Annotated in this window: 23 protein-coding genes; 17 read left to right on the top strand and 6 right to left on the bottom strand. The window is 66.5% G+C overall.

What is annotated here, in order from left to right; translation table 11 throughout:
- Positions 1–22 precede the first annotated feature (22 nt).
- The 3 genes from FOZ70_RS26430 (at position 23) to FOZ70_RS26420 (ending at position 2771) form a co-directional block, all read left to right on the top strand.
- Positions 23–733 (top strand): glutamine amidotransferase, encoded by a 711-nt coding sequence (locus FOZ70_RS26430; protein ID WP_042975637.1) that lies wholly within the window; start codon positions 23–25, stop codon positions 731–733.
- Positions 734–948: 215 nt separating this feature from the next.
- Positions 949–2061 carry an NADH:flavin oxidoreductase/NADH oxidase gene (locus FOZ70_RS26425; protein ID WP_219707189.1) on the top strand — a complete coding sequence of 371 codons (1113 nt, stop codon included), beginning with the start codon at positions 949–951 and terminating at the stop codon, positions 2059–2061.
- 179 nt (positions 2062–2240) lie between these two features.
- Positions 2241–2771 (top strand): SET domain-containing protein-lysine N-methyltransferase, encoded by a 531-nt coding sequence (locus FOZ70_RS26420; protein WP_042975626.1) that lies wholly within the window; start codon positions 2241–2243, stop codon positions 2769–2771.
- Positions 2772–2905: 134 nt separating this feature from the next.
- On the opposite strand, the gene FOZ70_RS26415 is transcribed toward FOZ70_RS26420, so the two are convergent.
- A complete protein-coding gene (locus FOZ70_RS26415) occupies positions 2906–4390 on the bottom strand; it encodes a sensor histidine kinase (RefSeq protein ID WP_048023988.1) in 1485 nt (494 codons plus the stop codon).
- A gap of 119 nt (positions 4391–4509) precedes the next feature.
- On the bottom strand, positions 4510–5202 hold the full coding sequence (locus FOZ70_RS26410; RefSeq protein ID WP_006401494.1) for a response regulator transcription factor: 693 nt from the start codon (positions 5200–5202) through the stop codon (positions 4510–4512).
- A 122-nt stretch (positions 5203–5324) separates the two neighbouring features.
- Between FOZ70_RS26410 and FOZ70_RS26405 the strand changes: the two genes are divergently transcribed.
- Positions 5325–5555, top strand: a complete 231-nt coding sequence (locus FOZ70_RS26405; protein ID WP_021160419.1) for a DUF3717 domain-containing protein — start codon at positions 5325–5327, stop codon at positions 5553–5555.
- A gap of 92 nt (positions 5556–5647) precedes the next feature.
- Here the strand turns inward: FOZ70_RS26405 and FOZ70_RS26400 are convergent, their stop codons facing one another.
- Entirely contained in the window at positions 5648–6025 is a 378-nt protein-coding gene (locus FOZ70_RS26400) for a 4a-hydroxytetrahydrobiopterin dehydratase (protein WP_021160420.1), read from the bottom strand.
- 95 nt (positions 6026–6120) lie between these two features.
- A complete protein-coding gene (gene phhA / locus FOZ70_RS26395) occupies positions 6121–7014 on the bottom strand; it encodes a phenylalanine 4-monooxygenase (RefSeq protein WP_219707188.1) in 894 nt (297 codons plus the stop codon).
- Positions 7015–7153: 139 nt separating this feature from the next.
- Here phhA and FOZ70_RS26390 point away from each other — a divergent pair, with 139 nt between their 5' ends.
- A complete protein-coding gene (locus FOZ70_RS26390; protein WP_006408082.1) occupies positions 7154–7639 on the top strand; it encodes an Lrp/AsnC family transcriptional regulator in 486 nt (161 codons plus the stop codon).
- 101 nt (positions 7640–7740) lie between these two features.
- Here FOZ70_RS26390 and FOZ70_RS26385 read toward each other — a convergent pair whose 3' ends face one another.
- Both FOZ70_RS26385 and FOZ70_RS26380 read right to left on the bottom strand, forming a co-directional pair.
- Positions 7741–8274, bottom strand: coding sequence for a class IV adenylate cyclase (locus FOZ70_RS26385; protein ID WP_048023987.1), 534 nt, complete (start codon positions 8272–8274; stop codon positions 7741–7743).
- 170 nt (positions 8275–8444) lie between these two features.
- Positions 8445–9344: a LysR family transcriptional regulator gene (locus tag FOZ70_RS26380; protein ID WP_042975630.1), complete on the bottom strand. Its 900-nt coding sequence runs from the start codon at positions 9342–9344 to the stop codon at positions 8445–8447.
- 183 nt (positions 9345–9527) lie between these two features.
- Between FOZ70_RS26380 and FOZ70_RS26375 the strand changes: the two genes are divergently transcribed.
- The 12 genes from FOZ70_RS26375 (at position 9528) to rsmG (ending at position 25776) form a co-directional block, all read left to right on the top strand.
- Positions 9528–11213 (top strand): GMC family oxidoreductase N-terminal domain-containing protein, encoded by a 1686-nt coding sequence (locus FOZ70_RS26375; protein WP_059591567.1) that lies wholly within the window; start codon positions 9528–9530, stop codon positions 11211–11213.
- Between the two features lie 447 nt (positions 11214–11660).
- On the top strand, positions 11661–12440 hold the full coding sequence (locus FOZ70_RS26370) for an ABC transporter ATP-binding protein (RefSeq protein ID WP_021160426.1): 780 nt from the start codon (positions 11661–11663) through the stop codon (positions 12438–12440).
- The gene (locus FOZ70_RS26365; protein WP_021160427.1) at positions 12437–13192 is read left to right on the top strand and encodes an ABC transporter ATP-binding protein; all 756 of its coding nucleotides are present in this window, start codon (positions 12437–12439) and stop codon (positions 13190–13192) included. The genes FOZ70_RS26370 and FOZ70_RS26365 overlap by 4 nt, the downstream gene beginning before the upstream one ends.
- Positions 13193–13268: 76 nt before the next feature.
- The gene (locus FOZ70_RS26360; RefSeq protein WP_048023983.1) at positions 13269–14468 is read left to right on the top strand and encodes an ABC transporter substrate-binding protein; all 1200 of its coding nucleotides are present in this window, start codon (positions 13269–13271) and stop codon (positions 14466–14468) included.
- 130 nt (positions 14469–14598) lie between these two features.
- On the top strand, positions 14599–15483 hold the full coding sequence (locus FOZ70_RS26355) for a branched-chain amino acid ABC transporter permease (protein WP_021160429.1): 885 nt from the start codon (positions 14599–14601) through the stop codon (positions 15481–15483).
- A complete protein-coding gene (locus FOZ70_RS26350; RefSeq protein WP_021160430.1) occupies positions 15483–16457 on the top strand; it encodes a branched-chain amino acid ABC transporter permease in 975 nt (324 codons plus the stop codon). Before FOZ70_RS26355 ends, FOZ70_RS26350 begins: the two co-directional genes overlap by 1 nt.
- A 1128-nt stretch (positions 16458–17585) precedes the next feature.
- Positions 17586–18743: an ABC transporter substrate-binding protein gene (locus tag FOZ70_RS26345; RefSeq protein ID WP_021160432.1), complete on the top strand. Its 1158-nt coding sequence runs from the start codon at positions 17586–17588 to the stop codon at positions 18741–18743.
- 200 nt (positions 18744–18943) lie between these two features.
- On the top strand, positions 18944–19999 hold the full coding sequence (locus FOZ70_RS26340) for a branched-chain amino acid ABC transporter permease (RefSeq protein WP_021160433.1): 1056 nt from the start codon (positions 18944–18946) through the stop codon (positions 19997–19999).
- A gap of 4 nt (positions 20000–20003) precedes the next feature.
- A complete protein-coding gene (locus FOZ70_RS26335; protein ID WP_219707187.1) occupies positions 20004–21788 on the top strand; it encodes a branched-chain amino acid ABC transporter ATP-binding protein/permease in 1785 nt (594 codons plus the stop codon).
- On the top strand, positions 21788–22543 hold the full coding sequence (locus FOZ70_RS26330) for an ABC transporter ATP-binding protein (protein WP_059490317.1): 756 nt from the start codon (positions 21788–21790) through the stop codon (positions 22541–22543). Before FOZ70_RS26335 ends, FOZ70_RS26330 begins: the two co-directional genes overlap by 1 nt.
- Positions 22544–23122: 579 nt before the next feature.
- The gene (gene mnmG / locus FOZ70_RS26325) at positions 23123–25093 is read left to right on the top strand and encodes a tRNA uridine-5-carboxymethylaminomethyl(34) synthesis enzyme MnmG (RefSeq protein ID WP_059553961.1); all 1971 of its coding nucleotides are present in this window, start codon (positions 23123–23125) and stop codon (positions 25091–25093) included.
- A complete protein-coding gene (rsmG, locus tag FOZ70_RS26320; RefSeq protein ID WP_048023976.1) occupies positions 25090–25776 on the top strand; it encodes a 16S rRNA (guanine(527)-N(7))-methyltransferase RsmG in 687 nt (228 codons plus the stop codon). The genes mnmG and rsmG overlap by 4 nt, the downstream gene beginning before the upstream one ends.
- Positions 25777–25802: the final 26 nt, after the last annotated feature.

Below are 25802 nucleotides of genomic sequence, written 5' to 3'. Positions count from 1 at the left end.
TCGATCGACCGGGAGGCCGATGATGAACGCTGAAGTCGTGGCGATCCGCCACGTGCACTTCGAGGATCTCGGGAGCTTCGAGCAGGTGCTCGGCGAACGGGGGCGGCGGGTGCGCTACGTCGACGTCGGGTCATCGCGCTTCGAGGTGCTCGACGTACTCGAACCGTCGCTCCTCGTCGTGCTCGGCGGCCCGCTCAGCGTGTACGACGACGCGCAGTATCCGACGATCGCGCCGCTCGCGGCGCTCGTGCGCACGCGCATCGACGCCGGGCTGCCGATCCTCGGCATCTGCCTGGGCGCGCAGTTCATCGCCCGGGCGCTCGGCGCGCGCGTCTACCCGGCCGCTCAGCACGAACTCGGCTGGGCGCCGCTGACGCTCACCGATGCCGGCCGCGCATCGCCGCTGCGCCATCTCGATGGCGCGGCGACGTCGATGCTGCACTGGCATGGCGACACGTTCGACCTGCCGGGCGGTGCGATTCATCTCGCGTCGACACCGGCCTGCCGCCACCAGGCATTCGCGTGGGGCCAGCACGTGCTGGCGCTGCAATGCCATCCGGAAATCCGCACCGACCGCTTCGAACCGTGGCTGATCGCCAACGCCGGCGAAATCGCGGCCACGCCCGGCATCGACGCGCGCCAGTTGCGCGCCGATACCGCGCAGCACGGCCCCGCGCTCGAGGCGGCCGCGCGACGGATGTTCGCGGAGTGGCTCGACGGCGTCGGGCTCTGACGCGGCAAGCGGCGGCGCCGTTTGCCGCGAAGCGGTTGTCCGGCCCGCGTCCGTTGCAGGCCGGTGCCTCGCCGTATGCGCGCGGTTGGCCGCGTCGCCGGCAACCCGCCTCGAGCCGTACCTGACCATCCGCTTACTGCCGCATGCGCCGTCAGCACGCTTGCGGCCTGCGTGCTACGCTCGTTCGCTCTTTCCTTTCCTGGCGAGCGGCCTCCATGACTGCGCTGTTTTCCCCGTTCACGCTGCGCGGCGTGACTCTTCCGAACCGGATCGTGATCTCCCCGATGTGCCAGTATTCGGCCGAGCGCGGTGAAGCGACCGACTGGCACATGATTCACCTCGGCCATCTCGCGCTGTCGGGCGCGGGGCTGCTCTGCATCGAGGCGACCGCGGTGGAACCGGACGGGCGCATCACGCATGGTGACCTCGGCCTCTGGGACGACGTGACCGAAGCCGCGCTGAAGCCCGTGCTGGCCGCGATCCGCAAGCATTCGCCGATCCGCGTCGCGATGCAGTTGTCGCACGCGGGGCGCAAGGCGTCGAGCAACGTGCCGTGGCAGGGTGGTCAGCTCGTGTCGGTCGCCGACGGCGGCTGGTTGCCGCACGCGCCGTCGGCGGTGCCGCACAAGGACGGCGAGACGCCGCCCCTCGCCCTCGATGCCGCCGGCCTGAACCGGATCCGTGAAGCGTTCGCGGCCTCGGCGAAGCGTGCCGCACGGCTCGGCATCGACGCGATCGAGGTGCATGCGGCGCATGGCTACCTGCTGCACCAGTTCCTGTCGCCGCTCGCGAACCGGCGCACCGACGAATACGGCGGCTCGCTCGAAAACCGGATGCGCTTTCCGCTCGAGATCTTCGAGATCGTGCGCGCGGCGTTTCCGGAGGACCGGCCGGTCGGCGTGCGCGTGTCGGCCACCGACTGGGTCGAAGGCGGCTGGGAGCTCGACGATACGATCGCGTTCGCGCACGAACTGAAGCGCCGCGGCTGCGACTGGATCGACGTGTCGTCCGGCGGCGTGTCGCCGTTGCAGAAAATTCCGCTGTCGCCCGGTTACCAGGTGCCGTTCGCGCAGGCGGTGAAGCGTGCGGTCGGCATGCCGACGGTTGCCGTCGGGCTGATCAACGAGCCTGCGCATGCGAACCGGCTGATCGAGGCCGGCGATGCCGATTTCGTCGCGATGGCGCGTGCGATGCTGTACGACCCGCGCTGGCCGTGGCACGCGGCGGCCGAGCTCGGTGCGCAGGTGACGGCGCCCCCGCAGTACTGGCGTTCGCAGCCGCGCGAGCACAAGGCGTTGTTCGGCGACGTCGCTTTCGGCCAGCGTTGAGCATCGCACGCGCAATATTGCGTGTGATGTTGAACGAAGCAATCGTGAACGTGTAGGATGCGGGTGATTCGCCGCATGCCCCGACGCGGCACCGACCGGTGCCGCGTTTTCGTTTTGCGCGGCGCGAGGCCGCGATCGCGGCCGCCCCCATTCAAGTCGTTTTCACAAGGATTCGGTCGATGAGTTCACGCAGGATCGCGGTGCGCCGCTCGGGAGTACACGGCAAGGGCGTGTTCGCCGTGGCGCCGATCAAGGCCGGCGAGCGCGTAGTGGAATACAAGGGCGAACGAATTTCGTGGAAGGAAGCGCTGCGTCGTCATCCGCACGACCCGAGCGAACCGAACCATACGTTCTACTTCGCACTGGACGAGGGCGGGGTGATCGACGGCAAGATCGACGGCAACAGCGCGCGCTGGATCAACCACTCGTGCGCACCGAACTGCGAAGCCGAGGAAGTCAAAGGCCGCGTGTACATTCACGCGCTGCGCGACATCGGGCCGGAAGAGGAGCTGTTCTACGACTACGGCCTCGTGATCGACGCGAAGCTGACGAAGTCGCTCAAGCGTGAATACGCGTGCCATTGCGGCGCAACGTCGTGCCGCGGCACGCTGCTCGCGACGCCCGACGACGGCGGCAAGAAGAAAAAGAAGAAGGACAAGAAGGACGGCAAGTCCGAGTCCCGTTCGAAGGACAAGAAAAACAGGAAGTGACGCAGGCGGCGGCGCATCGTGCGCTGCCGCTGCCGTTTCAGCGCCCGGCTGCCGCATCATGCGGCTTGCTGCCGGGTTTTCCGCCGTCGTCATCCGGCGCGCGGCCCGGCCAGGGGCTGCCCGCCGCGAATCGCTCAGTGCGTCGACTCGGCGGCCGGGGTTTCGCTGGCCGGCTTGTCCGTGCGTGCAGCCAGCGGCACCCTCACCACGAAGCGCGAGCCGCCTTCCGACGCATCCTCGTACGATACGGTGCCGCCGTGCATCGCGATGATATCGTGCACGATCGCGAGGCCGAGCCCGGCGCCCGTCTCGACGCCGTTGCCGTTTTGCGCGTCGCCGCGGAAGAAGCGCTTGAACAGGTCGGCCTGCTGGTTGGCGGGCACGCCGGGGCCGTTGTCCTCGACGACGATCTCGGCGGCCGGCTGGCCGCCCTCGAGCGCACCGCGCGCGACATTCACCGTGATCCGCGCACCGTCCGGCCGCGCGAGCGGCACGTACTTCAGCGCATTGTCGAGCAGGTTCGCGATCACCTCGCGCAACAGCACGGGGTTGCCGCGCACGACCAGCTTCTCGTCGTCACCCGGATCGTCGGTGCGCTGGAAGCCGAGGTCGACGTGCGACGCGAGTGCGCGCGGCACCCATTCGGCGCCCGTCTCGAATGCCATCGCCGCGAGGTCGACGTCGACGAACCGCGCGGCCTGCTCGCCCGGTTCCGCGCGAGCGAGCGACAGCAACTGGTTCGACAGTCGCACCGCGCGGTCGGCGGCCGCGCGCAGCTCGCGCACCGCGGCGAAGGTCTGGTGCGGGTCACGTGCAACGGCCGCTTGCTCCGCGTGCAGCTTCACGGCCGTGAGCGGCGTGCGCAACTGGTGCGCGGCGTCGGCGATGAACTTGCGTTGCGCGTCGAGCGCGGTTTTCAGGCGGCCGAGCAGGGCGTTCATCGCGCTCGTCAGCGGCCGGATTTCCAGCGGCACCTCGGTTTCGTCGACCGGTTCCAGCGACGTGTGGGTCTGCCGGTTCAGCGAATCGGCCAGATGCGTGAGCGGGCCGAGCTGCTGGTTGACGACGCGCCACACGATGCCCCAGCCCGCGAGCAGCAGCAGCAGCAGCGGCATCATGATCGCGACGAGGAATTCGGCCGCGATCCGGTAGCGGTGCCGCACCGGCTGCGCGACCTCGACGACCATCGGCTTGCCGCCCTCGACGTTGTCGACGCGCACCTGCGCGACCCGTACCGCGCGGTTGTCGTATTCGGCCTCGAACACGTATGCGTGATGCATGCGGCGCACGTTGATGCCCCGCAGCGGCAGCTTCGGATCGCCGGCGAGTTCCTGTTCGCCGTCGCTGATCCGGTAGATCAGCGCTTCGGCGGGATCGGAGAACATCGCCTGCGCGAGCGGCGGCACCGTGAACGGCGCGTCGGGCCCGGCGATCTGGATCTGTTTGGAAATGGCGGTCGCGAGATCGGCGAGCGAGCGGTCGATCACGTGCTGCGTGTATTGCCACGCGAGCCAGTAGGCGATCAGGCCGCTCATCAGTGCGAGCATCGACAACGGGGCGGCGAGGCGCCGAAGCAGCGAGCGGCGCAGGCTGGTGGTCACAGCCGGATCAGGTGACATTTCGACGGGCAAATGGATAAGCGCCGCTCACGGGGAGCGGCGCGGTCGTACGCCGGGCGGCGATGCGGGCAGGGTGGGCGCGCCGGCGGGCGAGGCCGGCCGATGCGCCGCACCGCCGTTCAGACGCTCGCCGTCTGGCGGATTTCCTGCAGCAGGTAGCCGAAGCCGCGCACCGTGACGATTTCGACGCGGCACTGCTCGAGTTTCTTGCGCACGCGGTGCACGTAGACTTCGATCGCGGTGTCGCCGAGATCGCCGCCGAAGTGCGTGAGGTGATCCTGCAGCTGGGCCTTGCTGACGACGCGGCCGTGACGCAGCAGCAGCATTTCGAGCACCGCGAATTCACGCGGCGACAGTTCGAGCGGCTTGTCGTCGTTGAAGATGCGGCGATCGACGCCCGACAGGCGGACGCCGCCGAGCGACACTTCCGGGCGCGGCATGTCGCTGTGCGGGCCGCTGCGGCGCATCACCGCGCGGATGCGCGCTTCGAGCTCGGCCGGCTCGAACGGCTTGAGCATGTAGTCGTCGGCGCCGGAGTTCAGGCCCTGGATCCGGTCGTTCAGCTCGTCGCGTGCGGTCAGCACGATGACGGGCGTGTGGCGGTTGGTCTGGCGGAAGCGCGTGAGCAGCGTCATCCCGTCGATGCCCGGCAGGCCGAGGTCGAGGATCACGAGTTCGTGGCGATTCTGTGCCAGCGCCTGTTCGGCAAAGATGCCGTCATGCACCATGTCGACGGTGAAGCCAGCCTGCTCGAGGCTGCTCTGGATACCGCGTGCGATGGGGCGGTCGTCTTCGATCAGAAGGAGTCGCATGAAGTTCGCTCAAGTACAATGGGTTGGCGGTTCAGGCACGCGGACAGCACGACGCCGTTTCCACAGGGGTGCCGCGACACCTGACATCAAGCATGGCGGCCAGCGAACGATTAAATCCAATCATGTCCGATATTTCGATCAACGACCTAGAAGCCGCGATCAATTTCTGGCGCGCCCGCTCGCCGTCGAGCGGCGACGAACTCAAACTCTGCGAAGAGGCCAGCGCGCTTTCCAAGCCGTATGCGCTGCTGATTGTACAGCGCCAAGGCGCGCTGCAACTGGAAGGTTTGGACCCCAAGGCACGGAATGCGTACGAGACTTACGTGCGCCTTAAGGATGGCTTGGAAAGCTGAAGGCTTTCGCTGACTACATCCTAGAAAACGTTCATCGAAATGAAAAGTTGACGCGCCGCGCATCGAAGGACGCGCGGCGGTAGAGGAAAGTGTCAGGCGGCCGGTTTCGCGTGCGCGCCGGCAAGGTCGATGAAAAGCGCCAGTTCGACGTCGCGTTCGGTCAGGCCGTCGGCGTCGTGGGTCGACAACGTGATGTCGACGCGGTTGTACACATTGAACCATTCCGGATGGTGGTTCATTTCCTGCGCCTTGATCGCGACGCGCGTCATGAAGCCGAAGGCTTCGTTGAAATCGGCGAAGCGCAGGCTGCGCTGGATCGCGTCGCGGCCCGGTACGGCCGACCAGAGCGGCAGGCCTTCGAGCCGGGTCTTGCGTTCTTCTGATGTGAGCTTGTGGATCATCTTGCACCTCTCGTTCGGTAACGGCGCCCGCGCGCGGCTGCGCCGCGCGACGAAGCCGGCACCGGTCATTGTTTCATAGTTGTGGGACGGCCATCCGGCGACGGGCATCCGGGGACGGGCATCCGGGGACGGCCATCCGGCGACCATCGGCGCGCGTTCGCGGGTCACGCGTCGGCGTCGTCGGGCCAGCCTTCGCCGGTGCCGCGATGCAGCACGCGATCGGTATCGAGCACCGCGCCGGCCGCGAACTCGGGCAGCGCCGCCAGCCGGTCGGCCAGCGCGCGGCCGTCGACGTCGGCGAGCGCGAACAGCTGCGCGAAATCGTCGATCACGAAGTAGGTCTTCTGGAACGTGTCGATCCGGTACTTCGTGCGCATCACGCGCTCGAGGTCGAAGTCGAGCCGGTTCGGCGCCGCGCTTTCGAGGCTGTACAGGCTTTCGCCCTTGCTCGACACGATCCCGGCGCCGTAGATCGACAGGCCGTTCGTGCCGCGCGGATCGCGGATCAACCCGAATTCCACCGTATACCAGTAGAGTCGCGCGAGCCGCGCCAGCGCCGCTTCGTCGTCGGCGACCGCGAGCGCGGTGCGGCCGTACGCCTGCATGTAGTCGGCGAACACCGGGTCGATCAGCAGCGGCACGTGGCCGAAGAGATCGTGGAAGCAGTCGGGTTCCTGCAGGTAGTCGAGCTGGTCGGGGCGGCGCATCCACCAGGTGACCGGGAAGCGCCGGTTCGCGAGATGCTCGAAGAACACGCGGTCGGGCACGAGACCCGGCACGGCGACGATCTCCCAGCCCGTTGCCGGCTTCAGCTGGCGGTTCACGTCGGCGAACGACGGCACGCGATCGGCCGGCAGGTCGATCTTCCCGAGCCCCGCGACGAACGCGTCGCACGCGCGCCCGCGCAGCAGCGCCGACTGGCGTGCATAGAGCTGCTTCCACACCGCGTGGTCGACCTGGCCGTATCGCGCGAGCGGCTGGTCGATGGTGAAATCGGCGCGGGTTTCGAGGCCCGCATCGAACTGCTCCTGCAGTTTCGCGGTGACGACGGTGGACATGATCTGGCTCTGCACGTGGCGGTTGTGAACCATGCAAGTGTAGAGCGGGCTGCGCGCGGAATGGGCGCAATATTGGCGTCGATTCGCACGATGATGCGATAATCGCGCATCAATTCAAGGATCAATGCGGAGAATGCTCATGCTGGAACTCGATCACTTCGATCTCGCGCTGCTGGACGTGCTGCAGCGCTTCGGCCGCGCGACGCATCAGCAGCTCGGCGAGGAGGTGCCGCTGTCGCCGTCGCAGATCGGCCGGCGGCTGCAGCGGCTCGAGGCGGCCGGCGTGATCGAAGGCTACCGCGTGATGCTCCGGCCCGAAAAGCTCGGGCTCGGCGTCACCGCGTTCACGAGCCTCAAGCTCAAGCACCACGGCGATTCGATCATCGAGCAGTTCCAGCAGCAGATCGACGTGCTGCCCGAAGTGCTCGAATGCCATGCGGTGGTGGGCGACGCGGACTACCTGCTGCGAATCGTCGCGCCCGACCTGAACGCGCTGTCGCAGTTCGTGATGAAAAAGCTGATGCGCGTGCCGGGCGTCGACAGCGTGCGCTCGAACATCGTGCTGACGACCTTCAAGCGCAACGGCGCGCTGCCGCTCGCGCACCTGGCGCCCGGCGCGGCCTGACACGGCGGCAGGACGGCACGGTGGCAGCGGGGCGGCAGGGCGGCAGCGGGGCGGCAGGGTCGAAGGCGGCGCGGGTTGCGCCGCCCCGGCGCAGGGCCGGATCAGGCGGCTTCGGGCTGCGTGTCGGCGTTCAGCAGGTCGACGTATGCGACCGCGACGAGATCGTCCGGCGACACGCCGAGCTTCGCGAACACGGCGTGCGCTTCGGCTTCGCCGCCGGCTTCGTCGTCGTCGGGGCCGAGCACGACTTCCAGTTCGATGAAATCGCCGAGGCCGTCGACGCGGTCGAGATGGATGCGCGTGCGGCCCGCCAGGTACACGTGCCGTTCCTTCGTCACGATCCCGCGCGTGGTCAGCGCAGTGGCGAGCAGCGCGTGCATCGCGTCGGGGTTCGTCACCGGGCTGCGCGTGTAGTACGACGCCTTCGGGCCGTCGCGGTCGTCGCGCTGGTAGAAGATCAGTTCGGCCGGCGTGCCGTCCTCGAAGCGGCGCAGCTTCAGCCGGCCGCGCGGCACGTCATAGAAGAAATCCTGCTGCCGATAGAAGAGCGGCGCTTCGGTCGCGAGTTTGGCCGCCTGTTCGCGCAGCTGGTCGAATTCGCGGGCGCGGGCTTTGATCTCGATGTTGCGGGCCATGCGGGTCTCCTTCAATCGGGGTCTCGCGGTGTGCGAACGCACAATCTAGCAAAAACGCGGAGACGGTGGCGTGACGGCAGGGGCGGGGTGCGGCGCGATGACGCGTGTCGTGCCCGGCAGCGGGATGCCCGACGCCCGATGCCCGGAACGCGCACTTTCATCAGCGCCGCTCATATCGCCCATTGCGCTTCGATCAGCCGCAGCGCCGCCGCGATCGCCGGTTCGTCGCGCCGCTCGGCGAGCGTCACGAACGTCAGTTCGGTCGGCACCGTCACGCGTTCGACGATCGTCAGCGCATGCGCGTGCGCTTCGGCCAGCGCGGTCGAGTCGCGCGCGAGCGTCAATCCGATGCCCGATTTGACGAGATCGAGCATCGACTGCTCCTGGTCGACCTCGGCAACCTTGAGCGGCTGCGCGCCGGCGTCGGCGAAGCGCCGCGAGAGCAGCCGGTGGTGCGCGGATGCCGGCGGCGTCCAGATCCACGGCAGCGTGGCCAGCGAGCGCCAGTCGTTCACGCGCTGTACGCGCTCCTTCCATCCGGCCGGCGCGAGCACGCGGTACTCGAACTGCGTGAGCGTGACGGTGTGGAACAGTGCGCCGTCGAGCGGATCGTCCTCGCCTGGCCGGCCGATGTAGTAGCCGACGTCGAGCGCCTGCGTGCGCACCTGTTCGATGACCCACCCCGACATCCCGTGCCGCAGCGCGGTTTCGATCTGCGGATGGGTTTCGACGAGCGCGCGCAGGAAGCCGCCGAGCCGCAGGAAGCCCGGATCGAGGATCGTGCCGATCCTTAGCCGGCCGCGCACCTCGTGCCGCAGCGCAGCAGCGGCGCGCTGTACGTCGGCGGCCGCGGCGAGCGCGCGTTCCGCATGCGGCAGCAGGGTCTGGCCATCGCGCGTGAGCGCGAGCCCGCGCGACGTGCGCGTAAACAGCGTGACGCCGAGCGTTTCCTGCAGATGCTTGATCTGCAGGCTGACGGCCGGCTGCGTCAGGTGCAGCTGCACGGCGGCGCGTGTCAGGTTGCCTTCGCGTGCGACCGTCGCGAACGCACGGAGCAGGGTGAGATCCATCGTCGTGATATGAGCGCGGCTTATAACGCAGTTCAGCATAACTCATTGGATCGTCAGCCGGCGGCGGGAGTACGCTTCATCGGTCGTGTCGCGCGGCCGCCAGCGCGGGCCGCGACGCACTATGCTGAAAATGCGCGCGGCACCGCGCCGCGCGGCGCACAACAACGAAGAAGGGGACACGCCGTGAGTACTCCACGCACGCTCGAAGGCGAATTCGACTACGTGATCGTCGGCGCGGGCACCGCGGGCTGCGTGCTCGCGAACCGCCTGACCGAGGATCCCGACATCCGCGTGCTGCTGCTCGAAGCAGGCGGCAAGGACGACTATCACTGGATCCACATCCCGGTCGGCTACCTGTATTGCATCGGCAACCCGCGCACCGACTGGCTGTACAAGACCCAACCCGAAGCGGCGCTCAACGGCCGGGCACTGTCGTATCCGCGCGGCCGCGTGCTCGGCGGCTGCTCGTCGATCAACGGGATGATCTACATGCGCGGCCAGCGCGAGGATTACGACAGCTGGGCGCAGGAAACCGGCGACGCCGGCTGGTCGTGGGACAGCGTGCTGCCGATCTTCAAGCGCAGCGAGGATCACCATGCGGGCGCGAGCGACGCACACGGCGCGGGCGGTTACTGGCGTGTCGAGAAGCAGCGGCTGCGCTGGGAGATCCTCGAATCGTTCGCGCAGGCCGCGCAGCAGACGGGCATCCCGGCAACCGACGACTTCAACCGCGGCGACAATTCCGGGGTCGGTTATTTCGAGGTGAACCAGAAGCGCGGCGTGCGCTGGAATACGTCGAAGGCGTTCCTGCGCCCCGCGATGGCGCGCCCGAACCTGACCGTGATCACCGGCGCGCACGCGCAGCGCGTGATTTTCGACGGGCGGCGCGCGGTCGGCGTCGAATATCGCGGCGGCGGCACCGATTACGTTGCGCGGGCGCGCGCGGAGGTGCTGCTGACGTCCGGCGCCGTGAATTCGCCGCAGCTGCTCGAACTGTCGGGCATCGGCGACGGCCGGCGGCTGCAGGCGCTCGGCATCGACGTCGTGCAGGATCTGCCGGGCGTCGGCGAAAACCTGCAGGATCACCTGCAATTGCGGATGGCGTTTCGCGTCGAAGGCGTGCGCACGCTCAACACGCTGTCCGCGCACTGGTGGGGCAAGCTGATGATCGGCGCGGAATATGCGTTGCTGCAGCGCGGGCCGATGTCGATGGCGCCGTCGCAGCTCGGCGCATTCGCGAAATCCGATCCCGACGATCCGGCACTCACGCGCCCCGATCTCGAATACCACGTGCAGCCGCTGTCGCTCGAACGTTTCGGCGAGCCGCTGCACAGCTTCAATGCATTTACGGCGTCCGTGTGCCATCTGCGGCCGACGTCGCGCGGCAGCGTGCATGTCGCGAGCGCCGATCCGGGTGTCGCACCCGCAATCGCGCCGAACTATCTGTCGACCGACCACGATCGCCACGTCGCCGCGAACGCGTTGCGCCTCACGCGCCGGATCGCGTCCGCGCCGGCGCTCGCGCGTTATCGGCCCGAGGAGATCCTGCCCGGCACGCAGTACCGCAGCGAAGCCGAGCTGATCGACGCGGCGGGCGCCGTCGGCACGACGATCTTCCACCCGGTCGGCACCTGCCGGATGGGGCGGGCCGACGACGAGCGTGCGGTCGTCGACAGCCGGCTGCGCGTACGAGGGATCGCCGGGCTGCGGATCGTCGATGCGTCGGTGATGCCCTTCATTACATCGGGCAATACCAATTCGCCGACGCTGATGATCGCCGAGCGCGCGAGCGACATGATCCGTGCCGATCGCCGCGCGGCGCGTGAAGCGACGACGGTGCGAACGGAGCCCGCGGCGACGGCCGCGTGACGGAACGCTGACACGCACGACAGCGGGCCGTCATGATGACGCCCGCTGATTCGATATGCGAAACAAGCTGCCGGCGCCGATCGTGTCGATTGCGTCGCTTCACCGGCAAGATCCATGCAAGTCGTGCAGTCGCACGGCTTTCGTGTTGCGTGCCTGCCGCGCCGTGCGAAGAGGCAACGGTCGATGATGCACGTGTCAAAAAAACGTGGCGAAAAACCGTGCACAGCCGCGTGCGACATGGCGGCCAGCCCTATAAGTGCAAATCCCGATGATTGCACTGCACCAACGGCGAGACAATGTGGCGCAGTGTGCATACGCGTCGGCGCGGGAGACCACCCTCGAGGCGTAACACGGCGCCCGGGGCAGCCTGCTCATCCGCTGACGTGTTTCGCGGCCGCTTCGCGCGAATCTTCCCGGTGCTTCGCCTGACTTCGTACGGAAGGGAACATGATTCTCGGCGACACGATTCTGGAAACACGCGGACTGACCAAGGAATTCAGGGGTTTCACGGCCGTCAACGGCGTGAACCTGCGTGTGCGTCGCGGTGCGATCCATGCGTTGATCGGACCGAACGGCGCGGGCAAGACGACCTGCTTCAACCTCCTCACCAAATTCCTGACGCCGACGGCCGGCCAGATCGTCTTCAACGGGATCGACATCACCGACGAGCGGCCCGCGCAGGTCGCGCGGCGCGGCATCATCCGTTCGTTCCAGATCTCGGCCGTCTTTCCGCACCTGACCGCACTGCAGAACGTGCGCATCGGCCTGCAGCGCGCGCTCGGCACCGAATTCCATTTCTGGCGCAGCGAACGCACGCTCAAGCGGCTCGACGACCGTGCGATGGATCTGCTCACGCAGGTCGGCCTCACCGATTTCGCGCAGGTGCCGACCGTCGAACTCGCATACGGCCGCAAGCGCGCGCTGGAGATCGCGACCACGCTCGCGATGGAGCCCGAGCTGATGCTGCTCGACGAGCCCACGCAAGGGATGGGCCACGAGGACGTCGATCGCGTGACCGCACTGATCAAGAAGGTCGCGAGCGGCCGCACGATCCTGATGGTCGAGCACAACATGAACGTGATCGCGGGCATCTCCGACACGATCACCGTCCTGCAGCGCGGCGAGGTGCTGGCCGAAGGCTCGTATGCGGAAGTGTCGAAGAATCCGCTCGTCATCGAAGCCTACATGGGCAGCGCCGACGCGGCGCTCGCGGGGGCGCACGCATGAAGCACAGCGAACGGGAGGAACGCGAATTGAGCGGCGTCGAAAGCGGTACGCCCGCGCTGGAGATCACGGGCCTGGAGGCCTGGTACGGGGAATCCCACATATTGCACGGCGTCGACCTGACGGTGCATCGCGGCGAGGTCGTCACGCTGCTCGGCCGCAACGGCGCGGGTCGCACGACGACGCTGCGCGCGATCATGGGCCTCACGGGCCGCCGCAGCGGGTCGATCAAGGTCGCGGGCAACGAGACGATCGGCCTCGCGACACACCGCATCGCGCATTTCGGTGTCGGCTACTGCCCGGAGGAGCGCGGGATCTTCTCGAGCCTGTCGTGCGAGGAGAACCTGATGCTGCCGCCGCCGATCGGGCCGCGCGATCACGCGATGTCGATCGACGAGATCTACACGATGTTCCCGAACCTCGCATCGCGCCGGCAGAGCCAGGGCACGCGGCTGTCCGGCGGCGAGCAGCAGATGCTCGCGGTCGCGCGGATCCTGCGCACCGGCGCGAACCTGCTGCTGCTCGACGAGATCTCGGAAGGCCTCGCGCCGGTGATCGTGCAGTCGCTGGCGCGAATGATCGTCGCGCTGAAGGCGCGCGGCTACACGATCGTGATGGTCGAACAGAATTTCCGCTTCGCGGCGCCGCTCGCCGACCGGTTCTACGTGATGGAGCACGGCAGCATCGTCGAACATTTCCAGGCGGCCGAACTGGAAAGCAAGATGCCGACCCTGCACGACCTGCTCGGGGTGTGACGCCGCCCCGTCTCTCTCGCCGCTAGCCGTGGCGGCTTCGAACAACCACAACGCATCAGAACAACAGGAGACGTCAATGAAAATGAAGACCCTCGCACACGCCTGTCTCGCGCTCGCGGCCGCCGCGTTCACCACCGGCGCCGCGCAGGCCGCGGATACCGTGAAGATCGGCTTCATCACCGACATGTCGGGGCTTTACGCGGATATCGACGGGCAGGGCGGCCTGGAGGCGATCCGCATGGCGGTCGCCGATTTCGGCGGCAAGGTGCTCGGCAAGCCGATCGAGGTCGTCTATGCCGACCACCAGAACAAGGCCGACATCGCCGCGTCGAAGGCGCGCGAATGGATGGACCGCGGCGGGCTCGACCTGCTGGTCGGCGGCACGAACTCGGCCACCGCGCTGTCGATGAACCAGGTCGCGGGCGAGAAGAAGAAGGTCTACATCAACATCGGCGCGGGCGCCGACACGCTGACGAACGAGCAGTGCACGCCGTACACGGTCCACTACGCATACGACACGATGGCGCTCGCGAAGGGCACCGGTTCGGCGGTGGTGAAGCAGGGCGGCAAGAGCTGGTTCTTCCTGACCGCCGACTACGCGTTCGGCAAGGCGCTCGAGAAGAACACGTCGGATGTCGTGAAGGCGAACGGCGGGCAGGTGCTCGGCACGGTGCGTCACCCGCTGTCCGCGTCGGACTTCTCGTCGTTCCTGCTGCAGGCGCAGGCGTCGAAGGCGCAGATCCTCGGCCTCGCGAACGCGGGCGGCGACACGATCAACTCGATCAAGGCCGCGAAGGAGTTCGGCATCACGAAGACGATGAAGCTCGCCGCGCTGCTGATGTTCATCGACGACGTGCACAGCCTCGGCCTCGAGACGACGCAGGGGCTCGTGCTGACCGACAGCTGGTACTGGAACCGCGATGCGGCGTCGCGCCAGTGGGCGCAACGCTACTTCGGCAAGATGAAGAAGATGCCGTCGAGCCTGCAGGCGGCCGACTACTCGTCGGTGACGACCTACCTGAAGGCGGTCCAGGCTGCCGGCACGACCGATTCCGACAAGGTGATGGCCGAGCTGAAGAAGATCAAGATCAACGACTTCTACGCGAAGGGCTACATCCGCACGGACGGCAGCATGATCCACGACATGTACCTGATGGAAGTGAAGAAGCCTGCTGAATCGAAGGAGCCGTGGGATTACTACAAGGTGCTCGCGACGATTCCGGGCGAACAGGCGTTCGGGACCAAGCAGGAATCGCGCTGCGCGTTGTGGAAGTAAGCGGGGCTTGGCGGCGCGCGAGTTGCGCGCCGCACGGTGGCGGCCGCAGCGATGTGCCCCGCTGCGCCGCCCGCGTGCGTGTCCCTGGAAGGTTGCGCACGCAACGAAACTCATACTGACGGCTAAGTCGATGGAAATCTTTGGCATTCCGTTGCCGGCGATGCTGAGCCAGTTGCTGCTCGGGCTCGTCAACGGCTCGTTCTACGCGATCCTGAGCCTTGGGCTCGCGGTGATCTTCGGGCTGCTCAACGTGATCAACTTCGCGCACGGCGCGCTGTTCATGCTGGGCGCGATGCTCGCGTGGATGGGCCTGTCGTACTTCGGGCTGCCGTACTGGGCGATGCTCGTGATCGCGCCGCTGGTCGTCGGTGCGTTCGGGATCCTGATCGAACGCTCGATGCTGCGCTGGCTGTACAAGCTCGATCACCTGTACGGGCTGCTGCTCACGTTCGGGCTCACGCTGGTCGTCGAGGGCGTGTTCCGGTCGATCTACGGCTCGTCCGGCCAGCCGTACGACGTGCCGTCGCAGCTGTCCGGCGCCACCAACCTCGGCTTCATGTTCCTGCCGAACTACCGCGCGTGGGTGGTCGTCGCGTCGCTCGCGGTGTGTCTCGTGACCTGGTTCGTGATCGAGAAGACGCGCCTCGGCGCCTACCTGCGCGCGGGCACCGAGAACCCGAAGCTCGTCGAGGCATTCGGCGTTAACGTGCCGATGATGATCACGCTCACCTACGGCTTCGGCGTCGCGCTCGCGGCGTTCGCGGGCGTGCTGGCCGCGCCGGTGATCCAGGTGTCGCCGCTGATGGGCCAGCCGATGATCATCACCGTGTTCGCGGTGGTCGTGATCGGCGGGATGGGGTCGATCCTCGGCTCGATCGTCACGGGCCTGATGCTCGGCGTGATAGAGGGTTTCACGCGCGTGTTCTACCCCGAAGCGTCGGCCACCGTCGTGTTCGTGATCATGGCGATCGTGCTGCTGTTCCGCCCGGCGGGCCTCTTCGGCAAGGAAAAATGATGCAGAGAAAAGTGCTCTACGGCGTGCTGCTTGCCGCACTGCTCGCCGCGCCGTTCATCGGCGCGTACCCGGTGTTCGTGATGAAGGTGCTCACGTTCGCGCTGTTCGCGGCCGCATTCAACCTGCTGATCGGCTATACGGGGCTGCTGTCGTTCGGCCATGCGATGTTCCTCGCGACCGCCGGTTATGCGACCGGTTATTCGATGCAGACGCTCGGGTTCACGCCGGAACTCGGGGTGCTCGTCGGCACCGTCGCCGCGACGCTGCTCGGGCTCGTCGTCGGGCTGTTCGCGATCCGCCGGCAGGGCATCTACTTCGCGATGATCACGCTCGCGTTCGCGCAGATGGTCTATTTCATCTACCTGCAGGCGCCGTTCACGCACGGCGAAGACGGGTTGCAGGGCGTGCCGCGCGGCCATCTGTTCGGGCTGCTCGACCTGTCGAACGACGTTGCGCTGTACTACGTCGTGGTGGCGGTGGTCGTCGCCGCGTGCGCGTTCATCGTGCGGGTCGTGCATTCGCCGTTCGGCCAGGTGCTCGTCGCGATCAAGGAGAACGAGGCGCGCGCGATCTCGCTCGGCTACGACACCGATCGTTTCAAGCTGCTCGCGTTCATCCTGTCGGCAGGCATCGCGGGGCTGGCCGGCTCGCTGAAGGTGCTCGTGCTCGGCTTCGAGACGCTGTCGGACGCGTACTGGACGATGTCGGGCCTGGTCGTGCTGATGACGCTCGTCGGCGGCATGGGCACGCTGTTCGGGCCGCTGCTCGGCGCCGCGCTGATCGTCGCGCTCGAAGACCGGCTCGGCGACATCGGCGAATGGCTCGCGTCGACGACGGGCGTCGCGTGGTTCCATTCGCTCGGCGAATCGGCGACGATCGTCACGGGGCTGATCTTCATCGTGTGCGTGCTCGCCTTCCGGCGCGGCATCGTCGGCGAGATGGTCGCGCGGATCAAGCCGCTCAGGGCCTCCTGAGCGCATGCCGTGCACATCGCCGCGGGTTGATGCGAAGCACCATCCGGCATGCTCGTGAAGCGCGTCGCAGCGCGCTCGGGGCGGCACCGCGCGGCTGGCTGCTGCCCCATTTTCGTGCGGCGATGCACCATAGGGGTAAATGCTAAGTTGCCGTGGTGCTTAAGCCTCTTTAAGATTCACTTCAGTTCTGATGCACCGCGAAACGAATTTGCAGGTGGAGAACGAGGAGACAATCGAGGCACAAAGTGCCCGGACCCTAAAGCGCTGTTGGACGGAATCCAACAGCGCTTTTTCATTTGGTGCACGAATTTCCATCGACGGTGCAGGCGAATCGCGCTGCGTTCCGCGCGCCCGTGTTCTGCCTCGCGTCACTCGCGCGTCATCCCGTCCCCCGATTTCATCCATTCCTGCCGGTCGATCGCCGCCGGCGCGCAGCCGTGCGCATGCCGTCCGGGCTTACCCGGTTGGCGTGCGCAAAAAGCGTCCGTTACACTCAGCTTTCGCCGACCGTGCGGTCGGGAAAACGGTCGGCAGTTCTCCTACAAGCAAAATGCAGAAGAGGGAGTGCGGTTGGATGAGAAGCGCGGGACGAAGGATCGGGGCGGGAGGGGCGGCTGGCGCCGCTCGTTCGGGGGCGGACGTGCATCGGTATGCCCGGGCTTTCACGAGCCGCCCTGCGGCCGGCATGTGCGTTCCGATGCAATCTGCCGGCACGATGGTGTGTCCGGTCGTTGCGTTCGCATCCGATGTGTCGTTCGCAATCGCATGAACGGCCGTTTTTCCGATCCCGCATTGCCCGCGCGTGGAGCCGTATCAGGCCCGGCCGGCCGACCTTCCGGCGATCGTTGCGCCCGCATCGATCGCGTTTCGCGCAGCGCCGCTTTTCTCCGTTCCCTTCATCCTGACGACATTGCCGCCGCGCATCGTGGCGGTCGAACGACCGTATCGGCACGCGCCGCGGCGCGTGCATGTGCGGTATCGCCGGGGCTCGATGGCGGCGCCGGCGTGTCACGGGAAAACGAGTGTAGGCGGGGCAAGGCGAGATAGTTAAATTATTAACTTGTTTGGAGACCGGGAGCCGCCCGAGCGACCCGAGGCTTTTTCGAGCAGCGTTTGGAGACGACATAAATGAAGATGAATCGATGGATGGAAGTTCTGCTTGCCGCGGGCCTCGTGTGCGCGGCCGCCACGGCGTCGGCGCAGGTGAAGATCGGCGTGACGCTGTCGGCCACCGGGCCGGCCGCGTCGCTCGGGATTCCGGAAAAGAACACGATCGCGCTGCTGCCGAAGGAAATCGCGGGCAAGAGCGTGCAGTACATCGTGCTCGACGACGCATCCGACACGAGCCGCGCGGTGCAGAACGTGCGCAAGCTGATCGACGAGGATCACGTCGACGCGATCATCGGTTCGTCCGTCACGCCGAACTCGCTCGCGATGCTCGATCCCGTGTCGCAGGGCAAGACGCCGACGATCTCGCTCGCGGCGAGCGCGCAGATCATCTCGCCGATGGATGCGAAGCGCGCCTGGATGTTCAAGGTGCCGCAGAACGACCAGCTGATGGCCGACGCGATCGCCGGCTACATGGCGAAGCACGGCGTGAAGACGGTCGGCTTCATCGGCTTCGCCGATGCGTACGGCGACAGCTGGTACAACACGTTCAACGCGGCGGCCGCGAAGAACGGCCTGAAGGTCGTGTCGAACGAGCGCTTCAACCGGACCGACGCGTCGGTGATGGGGCAGGTGCTGAAACTGATGGGCTCGAATCCCGATGCGGTGCTGATCGCCGGCTCGGGCACGCCGGCGGCGCTGCCGGCGAAGACGCTGAAGGAGCGAGGCTACAAGGGCAAGGTGTACCAGACGCACGGCGTCGCGAACAACGACTTCCTGCGTGTGTGCGGCAAGGACTGCGAAGGCGAGATCCTGCCGGCCGGCCCGGTGCTCGTGACCGACCAGCTGCCCGATTCGAATCCGGTGAAGAAACCGGCGCTCGGGTACAAGGCCGCGTACGAGAAGGCCTACGGCGCGGGCTCGCTGGCGACGTTCGGCGGCCATGCGTGGGATGCGGGGCTGCTGCTGCAGCGTGCGATTCCGGAAGCGCTGAAGAAGGGCCAGCCGGGCACCGAGGCGTTCCGCGAAGCGCTGCGCGCGTCGCTCGAAAGCGTGAAGGACCTGCCCGTGTCGCACGGCGTGATCAACATGACGCCGACCGATCACAACGGCTTCGATACGCGTGCGCGCGTGATGGTGCAGATCGTCGACGGCAAGTGGAAGCTGCAGGCCGAGTAAGCATCACGTGAAACCGGCGTGCGCGGCGCGAACGGCGCCGTGCGTGCCGTCGGCAGGGGGCGGGGCCCGACGGGTCGCGCCCGTGCCGCCTGGAACCGCCGGGGCCCGTCGCCGGGTGCCTGCGCACCGGTCTTGCCGGCCGTGCGCCCCGGCCGTTTCCGTCTTTCGTTTCTCCGCAGCATTCTCGATACACGAAACGTATGGATCTCTCGATTGCAGCGATCCTCGCGCAAGACGGCATCACGACCGGCGCCATATATGCATTGCTGTCGCTGGCGCTCGTGCTGGTATTTTCCGTCACGCGGGTGATCTTCATTCCCCAGGGCGAATTTGTCGCCTACGGTGCGCTGACGCTTGCCGCGTTGCAGGCGCAGAAATTTCCCGCCACCTGCTGGCTGTTGTTCGTGATGGGCATCGCGTGCTTCCTGCTCGAAGTCGGCGGCCTGATCCGGCATCGCGAACGGCGCCATCAGCTCGGCCGCACACTCGCGACACTCGGCAGCCGCTACATCCTGCTGCCGCTCGCGGTGTTCGCGATCACGCGCAGCTTTGCCGCGCAGCCGCTGCCGATGCTCGCGCAGATCGCGCTGACGCTTGCGATCGTCGTGCCGATGGGGCCGTTCGTCTACCGGCTCGTGTACCAGCCGATCGCCGAAGGCACGACGCTGCTGCTGCTGATCGTGTCGGTCGCCGTCCACTTCGCGATGGTCGGCCTCGGGCTCGTGATGTTCGGCGCGGAGGGTTCGCGCACCAACGGGTTCTCGGATGCGTCGCTCGCGATCGGCAGCATGACCGTGTCGGTGCAGAGCATCCTGGTCGTCGTGACGGCACTCGTGCTGATCGGCGCGCTCTACGTGTACTTCGGCCGCACGATCGCCGGCAAGGCGCTGCGCGCGACGTCGGTGAACCGGCTCGGCGCGCGGCTCGTCGGCATCGGCACGACCGAGGCAGGGCGGCTCGCGTTCACGTTCGCGGCGGGGCTCGGCGTGCTGTCCGGGATCCTCGTCGGCCCGCTGACGACGATCTACTACGACTCGGGCTTCCTGATCGGCCTGAAGGGTTTCGTCGGCGCGATCATCGGCGGCCTCGTCAGTTATCCGCTTGCTGCCGCCGGCTCGCTGCTCGTCGGCGTGCTCGAATCGTATTCGTCGTTCTGGGCGAGCGCGTACAAGGAGGTGATCGTGTTCACGCTGATCATTCCGGTGCTGCTGTGGCGGAGTTTCGCGACGCCGCACGCGGAAGAGGAAGAGGAGTGACACGATGAAGACGATGGTACGCAACAAGACCTTCTGGGTGTTTCTCGTGGTGCTGTTCGCGCTGCCGGTGCTGCCTGGTGCGCTGCAGGTGCCCGAATACTGGATCACGCTGCTGAACTACATCGGCCTCTACGCGATCGTCGCGATCGGGCTCGTGCTGCTGACGGGCGTCGGCGGGATGACGAGCTTCGGGCAGGCCGCGTTCGTCGGCATCGGCGCCTATGCGACCGCGTTCCTGACGACGCGATACGGCGTGTCGCCGTGGCTCGCGCTGATCGTCGGCGTCGTACTGACGGCGCTCGTCGCGCTCGTGCTCGGCGCGGTCACGATGCGGCTGTCCGGCCACTTCCTGCCGCTCGGCACGATTGCGTGGGGCCTCGCGCTGTTCTACCTGTTCGGCAACCTCGAACTGCTCGGCAAGTACGACGGCATCAACGGGATTCCGGCGCTGAACCTGTTCGGCATCGAGCTTGGAAGCGGGCGCAGCCTGTATTTCCTGATCTGGGCCGTCGTGCTGGCCGCGATCGTGTCGGTGCAGAACCTGCTGAACAGCCGCCCGGGCCGTGCGATCCGCGCGCTGCGCGGCGGCGGCGTGATGGCCGAGGCGATGGGCGTGAACACCGCGTGGATGCGCGTCGTGATCTTCGTTTATGCGGCCGTGCTCGCGGCCGTATCGGGCTTCCTGTACGCGCACCTGCAGCGCGCGGTGAACCCGACGCCGTTCGGGCTGAACCACGGGATCGAGTTCCTGTTCATGGCCGTGGTCGGCGGCGTGTCGCACGTGTGGGGCGCGGTGCTCGGCGCGGCGATCCTGACCGTGCTGCAGGACTATCTGCAGACGCTGCTGCCGAAGCTGCTCGGCTCGGAAGGCAACTTCGAGATCATCGTGTTCGGCGTGCTGATGGTGCTGCTGCTGCAGTATGCGCGCCAGGGCGTGTGGCCGTTCGTCGCGAGGCTGTTCCCGCGCGGGCCGCGCGCGCATGTGCCCGAGCACGCCGATCCGTTGCCGCAGCGCGCGAAGCCGACGGCCGGCGAGCCGCTGCTCGTCGTCGACAACGCGCGCAAGCAGTTCGGCGGGCTCGTGGCCGTCAACGACGTCAGCTTCGACGTGAAAGCGGGGCAGATCATCGGGCTGATCGGCCCGAACGGCGCCGGCAAGTCGACCACGTTCAACCTCGTGACGGGGGTGCTGAAGCCGACGGGCGGCACGATCACGTTCCGTGGCGAGCGTATCGACGGGCTCACGTCGCGCCAGATCGTCCGCCGCGGCATCGGCCGGACGTTCCAGCACGTGAAGCTGTTGCCGGCGATGACGGTGCTCGAGAACGTCGCGATCGGTGCGCACCTGCGTGGCCGTACGGGCGTGTGGCGCAGCGTCGCGCGGCTCAATGCCCATGAGGAAGCGCAACTGCTGGCTGAGGCCGCACGCCAGATCCGCCGCGTCGGGCTTGAAACGCACATGTACGACGAAGCGGGCAGCCTTGCGCTGGGGCAGCAGCGGATTCTCGAAATCGCGCGGGCGCTGTGCTGCGATCCGACGCTGCTGCTGCTCGACGAGCCGGCCGCCGGGCTGCGTTACCAGGAGAAGCGGCAACTCGCCGATCTGCTGCGGCGGCTGAAGGCGGAAGGCATGAGCGTGTTGCTCGTGGAACACGACATGGATTTCGTGATGAATCTCACCGATCGTTTGGTGGTGATGGAGTTCGGCACGCGGATCGCGGAAGGACTGCCGCAGGACGTGCAGCAGGATCCGGCGGTGCTGGAAGCGTATCTGGGCGGGGTGGAGTGATGACGGACACGACGATGCCGATTCTCGAAGTGCGCGGGCTGGCGGTCCGGTACGGGAAGGTGGAGGCGCTGCACGGCGCGGCGATCAAGGTTGGCGCGGGGCAGATCGTCAGCGTGATCGGCCCGAACGGCGCCGGCAAATCGACGCTGCTGAACGCGATCATGGGCGCGCTGCCGGTGACCGGGCATGCATCGGGTGCGATCGTGTACCGCGGTCATGACGTCGGTGCATTGCCGGTCGAGCAGCGCGTCGCACGCGGGATGTGCCTCGTACCGGAGAAGCGTGAGCTGTTCAGCACGATGACGGTCGAAGACAACCTCGTATTGGGCGCGTATCGGCGCAAGCAGGCCGGTGAAGCGAACTTTCTCGACCAGCTCGATCATGTGTTCGCCCTGTTTCCGCGGCTGAAGGAGCGCCGCAAGCAGGCGGCCGGCACGCTCTCCGGCGGCGAGCGGCAGATGCTTGCGGTTGGGCGCGCGCTGATGGGCAAGCCCGATCTGCTGATGCTCGACGAGCCCAGCCTCGGGCTGGCGCCGCTGATCGTGAAGGAGATTTTTCATATCATCAGCGCGTTGCGCGGTACGGGCGTGGCGACGCTGCTGATCGAGCAGAACGCACGGGCTGCCCTGCAGATCTCCGATTACGGTTATGTACTGGAGACAGGCGAATTTGCGCTGGAAGGGCCGGCGGCCGAACTCGCGCAGAATCCACGCGTGATCGAGACGTACCTCGGGCTAGCGAAGAAAACGGCCTGATCGGTGGCGTGGTGGGCGGGAAACGGGCGGCGTGTTTCACGTGAAACACGCCGTTTTTGTTTTTTGGGTGAGATGCGACCTCGACACACGACGGCTGGTAACCGGGGGATAAGTGCCACGGAAACAGTCGGACGCTCTGTGCAAGCGGATGTCGATCCGGAGCATCGTTCGCGGGTGGCTGCCGCCTGTTCCACACACCGGGGATGTTGTGCCGGGTCACAGGGGATAAGTGTCGGGCGAACCGTCCGAAATTCTGTGAGGGAGAGGGTGGGCGCGGTCGCACAGGGTGTTCCGTCCAGATTGCCGTGCGGCGCACAGGCATCGAACGGGTATGTGTTCCACGTGAAATTTCCCGGCAAGCGAATTTTTTGCACAGGTGTAGCGATGTGCTGCCGGCGGGCCGGAAACGTTGCCGGAGCGGGCTCTGCGCCACGGATTCGGCGTCTGAGCACAGAAAAATCGCCGAAATGCACAGACCCTACCATTCGGACGGCCTTCGGGTGAAAAGCGAACCCGCTATAATTCGGCCCATACATTTCTCAGATAGGTTCGTGCGCCGTCCTGCGTACGGAATCCACCATGCTTTTTCCCACAGAATTTGACGTCATCGTCGTCGGTGGCGGTCATGCCGGCACGGAAGCCGCGCTGGCGTCCGCCCGCATGGGCGCAAAGACATTACTGCTGACCCACAACATCGAAACGCTTGGGCAGATGAGCTGCAATCCGTCGATCGGCGGCATTGGCAAGGGCCATCTGGTCAAGGAAGTCGATGCGCTGGGCGGCGCAATGGCAGCCGCGACCGACGAAAGCGGTATTCAGTTCCGGATCCTCAATTCGTCGAAGGGGCCGGCCGTGCGCGCGACGCGTGCGCAGGCCGATCGCATCCTGTACAAGGCCGCGATTCGCCACCGGCTCGAGAATCAGCCGAACCTGTGGCTGTTCCAGCAGGCTGTCGACGACCTGATGGTCGAAGGCGACCGCGTGGTGGGCGCCGTCACGCAGATCGGCATCCGCTTCCGTGCGCGTGCGGTCGTGCTGACCGCCGGTACGTTCCTCGACGGCAAGATTCACGTCGGCCTGAACAACTATACGGGCGGCCGTGCGGGCGATCCGGCGGCCGTGTCGCTGTCGTCGCGCCTGAAGGAGCTGAAGCTGCCGCAGGGCCGCCTGAAGACCGGTACGCCGCCGCGTATCGATGGTCGTTCGATCGACTTCTCGCAGCTGGATGAACAGCCGGGCGATCTCGATCCGATCCCCGTTTTCTCGTTCCTGGGCCGTGCGGAGCAGCATCCGCAGCAACTGCCGTGCTGGGTCACGCATACGAACGAGCGCACGCACGACATCATTCGTGGTGGCCTCGACCGTTCGCCTATGTATACAGGCGTGATCGAAGGCGTCGGGCCGCGCTATTGCCCGTCGATCGAGGACAAGATTCACCGTTTCGCTTCTAAGGAATCGCACCAGATCTTCCTGGAGCCGGAAGGGCTGACGACCAACGAGTTCTACCCGAACGGGATCTCGACGAGCCTGCCGTTCGACGTCCAGCTCGAGCTCGTGCACTCGATGCGCGGCCTCGAGAACGCGCATATCCTGCGCCCCGGCTACGCGATCGAGTACGACTACTTCGACCCGCGTGCGCTGAAGGCGTCGCTCGAAACGAAGGCGATCAACGGGCTGTTCTTTGCGGGCCAGATCAACGGGACGACGGGCTATGAAGAAGCGGCCGCGCAGGGGCTGCTGGCCGGTCTCAACGCTGGCCGCTACGTGCAGGAGAAGGACGCATGGTGCCCGCGCCGTGACCAGGCCTACCTTGGCGTGCTGGTCGACGATCTCGTGACGCGCGGGGTGGCCGAGCCGTACCGGATGTTCACGAGCCGCGCCGAGTATCGCCTCAGCCTGCGTGAAGACAATGCCGACATGCGCTTGACCGAGATCGGCCGCGAACTGGGGCTCGTCGACGACGCGCGCTGGGATGCATTCAGCCGGAAGCGCGACGCTGTTTCACGTGAAACCGAACGCCTGAAGTCGACGTGGGTCACGCCGAAGACGTTGCCGCCGGAAGAGGCGACCGCGCTCCTCGGCAAGGCGATCGACCACGAATACAGCCTCGCCGAACTGCTGCGCCGTCCGGGTATCAGCTACGACGGTGTGTGCGGACTGAAGGGCGGCGAGTGCGGCCCCGCAGAGCCGCTGGCCGACGATCCGGTGCTGCTCGAGCAGATCAAGGAGCAGGTCGAGATCGGCATCAAGTATCAGGGCTACATCGAGCGGCAGGCATCGGAAATCGAACGCAACGATGCGAACGAGAACACGCGTCTGCCCGACGGTATCGATTACCGCGAAGTCCGCGGCCTGTCGTTCGAGGTGAGCCAGAAGCTCAACGAGTTCCGGCCGGAAACGATCGGGCAGGCGTCGCGCATCTCGGGTGTCACGCCGGCGGCAATCTCGCTGCTGATGGTGCACCTGAAGCGTCGCGGCCTGGGCCGTCGTAATGGCACGGCCGAAGCGGCAGCGGAGCAGGGGGACGGCGCCGTCCCGACGCAACAATGACGGCGCGTCGCGCGCCGGCGGTTAATCGGGACGTACTGGAACAGATGCTCGTCGAAGGCACGACGGCGCTCGACCTCACGCTGACGGATGCACAACGCAACCAGTTGCTCGACTACGTCGCGCTGCTCGGCAAGTGGAACGCGGTCTACAACCTGACCGCGATCCGCGACCCGAAGCAGATGCTGATCCAGCACATCCTCGATTCGCTTTCCATCGTTCCGCATCTGCGTGGCCGTGCATCGGCCCGCGTGCTCGACGTCGGTTCGGGCGGCGGGTTGCCCGGTATCGTGCTGGCGATCGTCGAGCCGGATTGGCAGATCACGCTGAACGATATCGTGCAGAAGAAGTCTGCATTCCAGACCCAGATGCGTGCGGAGCTAAAGCTCGCGAACCTGTCGGTGGTCACGGGGCGGGTCGAATCGCTGCAGCCGGGTGTCGAAGTGCCGGAAAAATTCGACATGATCGTCTCCCGCGCTTTCGCGGACCTGTCCGACTTCGTTAAACTTGCTCGTCACCTGGTTGCGCCGGGCGGATCGATCTGGGCAATGAAGGGTGTTCATCCGGACGACGAGATTGCGCGGTTGCCGGAAGGCAGCCGCGTGAAGCAGACGATACGGCTGGCGGTGCCGCTGCTCGATGCCGAACGGCATCTGATCGAAGTGGCCGTCGACGAAGCGAATTGAAGGGCCGGCGCGCGATGGCGCGCCGT

The organism is Burkholderia sp. COPS (assembly GCF_019425585.1).
GTDB classification, from domain to species: Bacteria; Pseudomonadota; Gammaproteobacteria; order Burkholderiales; family Burkholderiaceae; genus Burkholderia; species Burkholderia cepacia.
The sequence above is the reverse complement of the archived record's forward strand: the minus strand, read 5'-3'. Positions and strand labels throughout refer to the sequence as shown.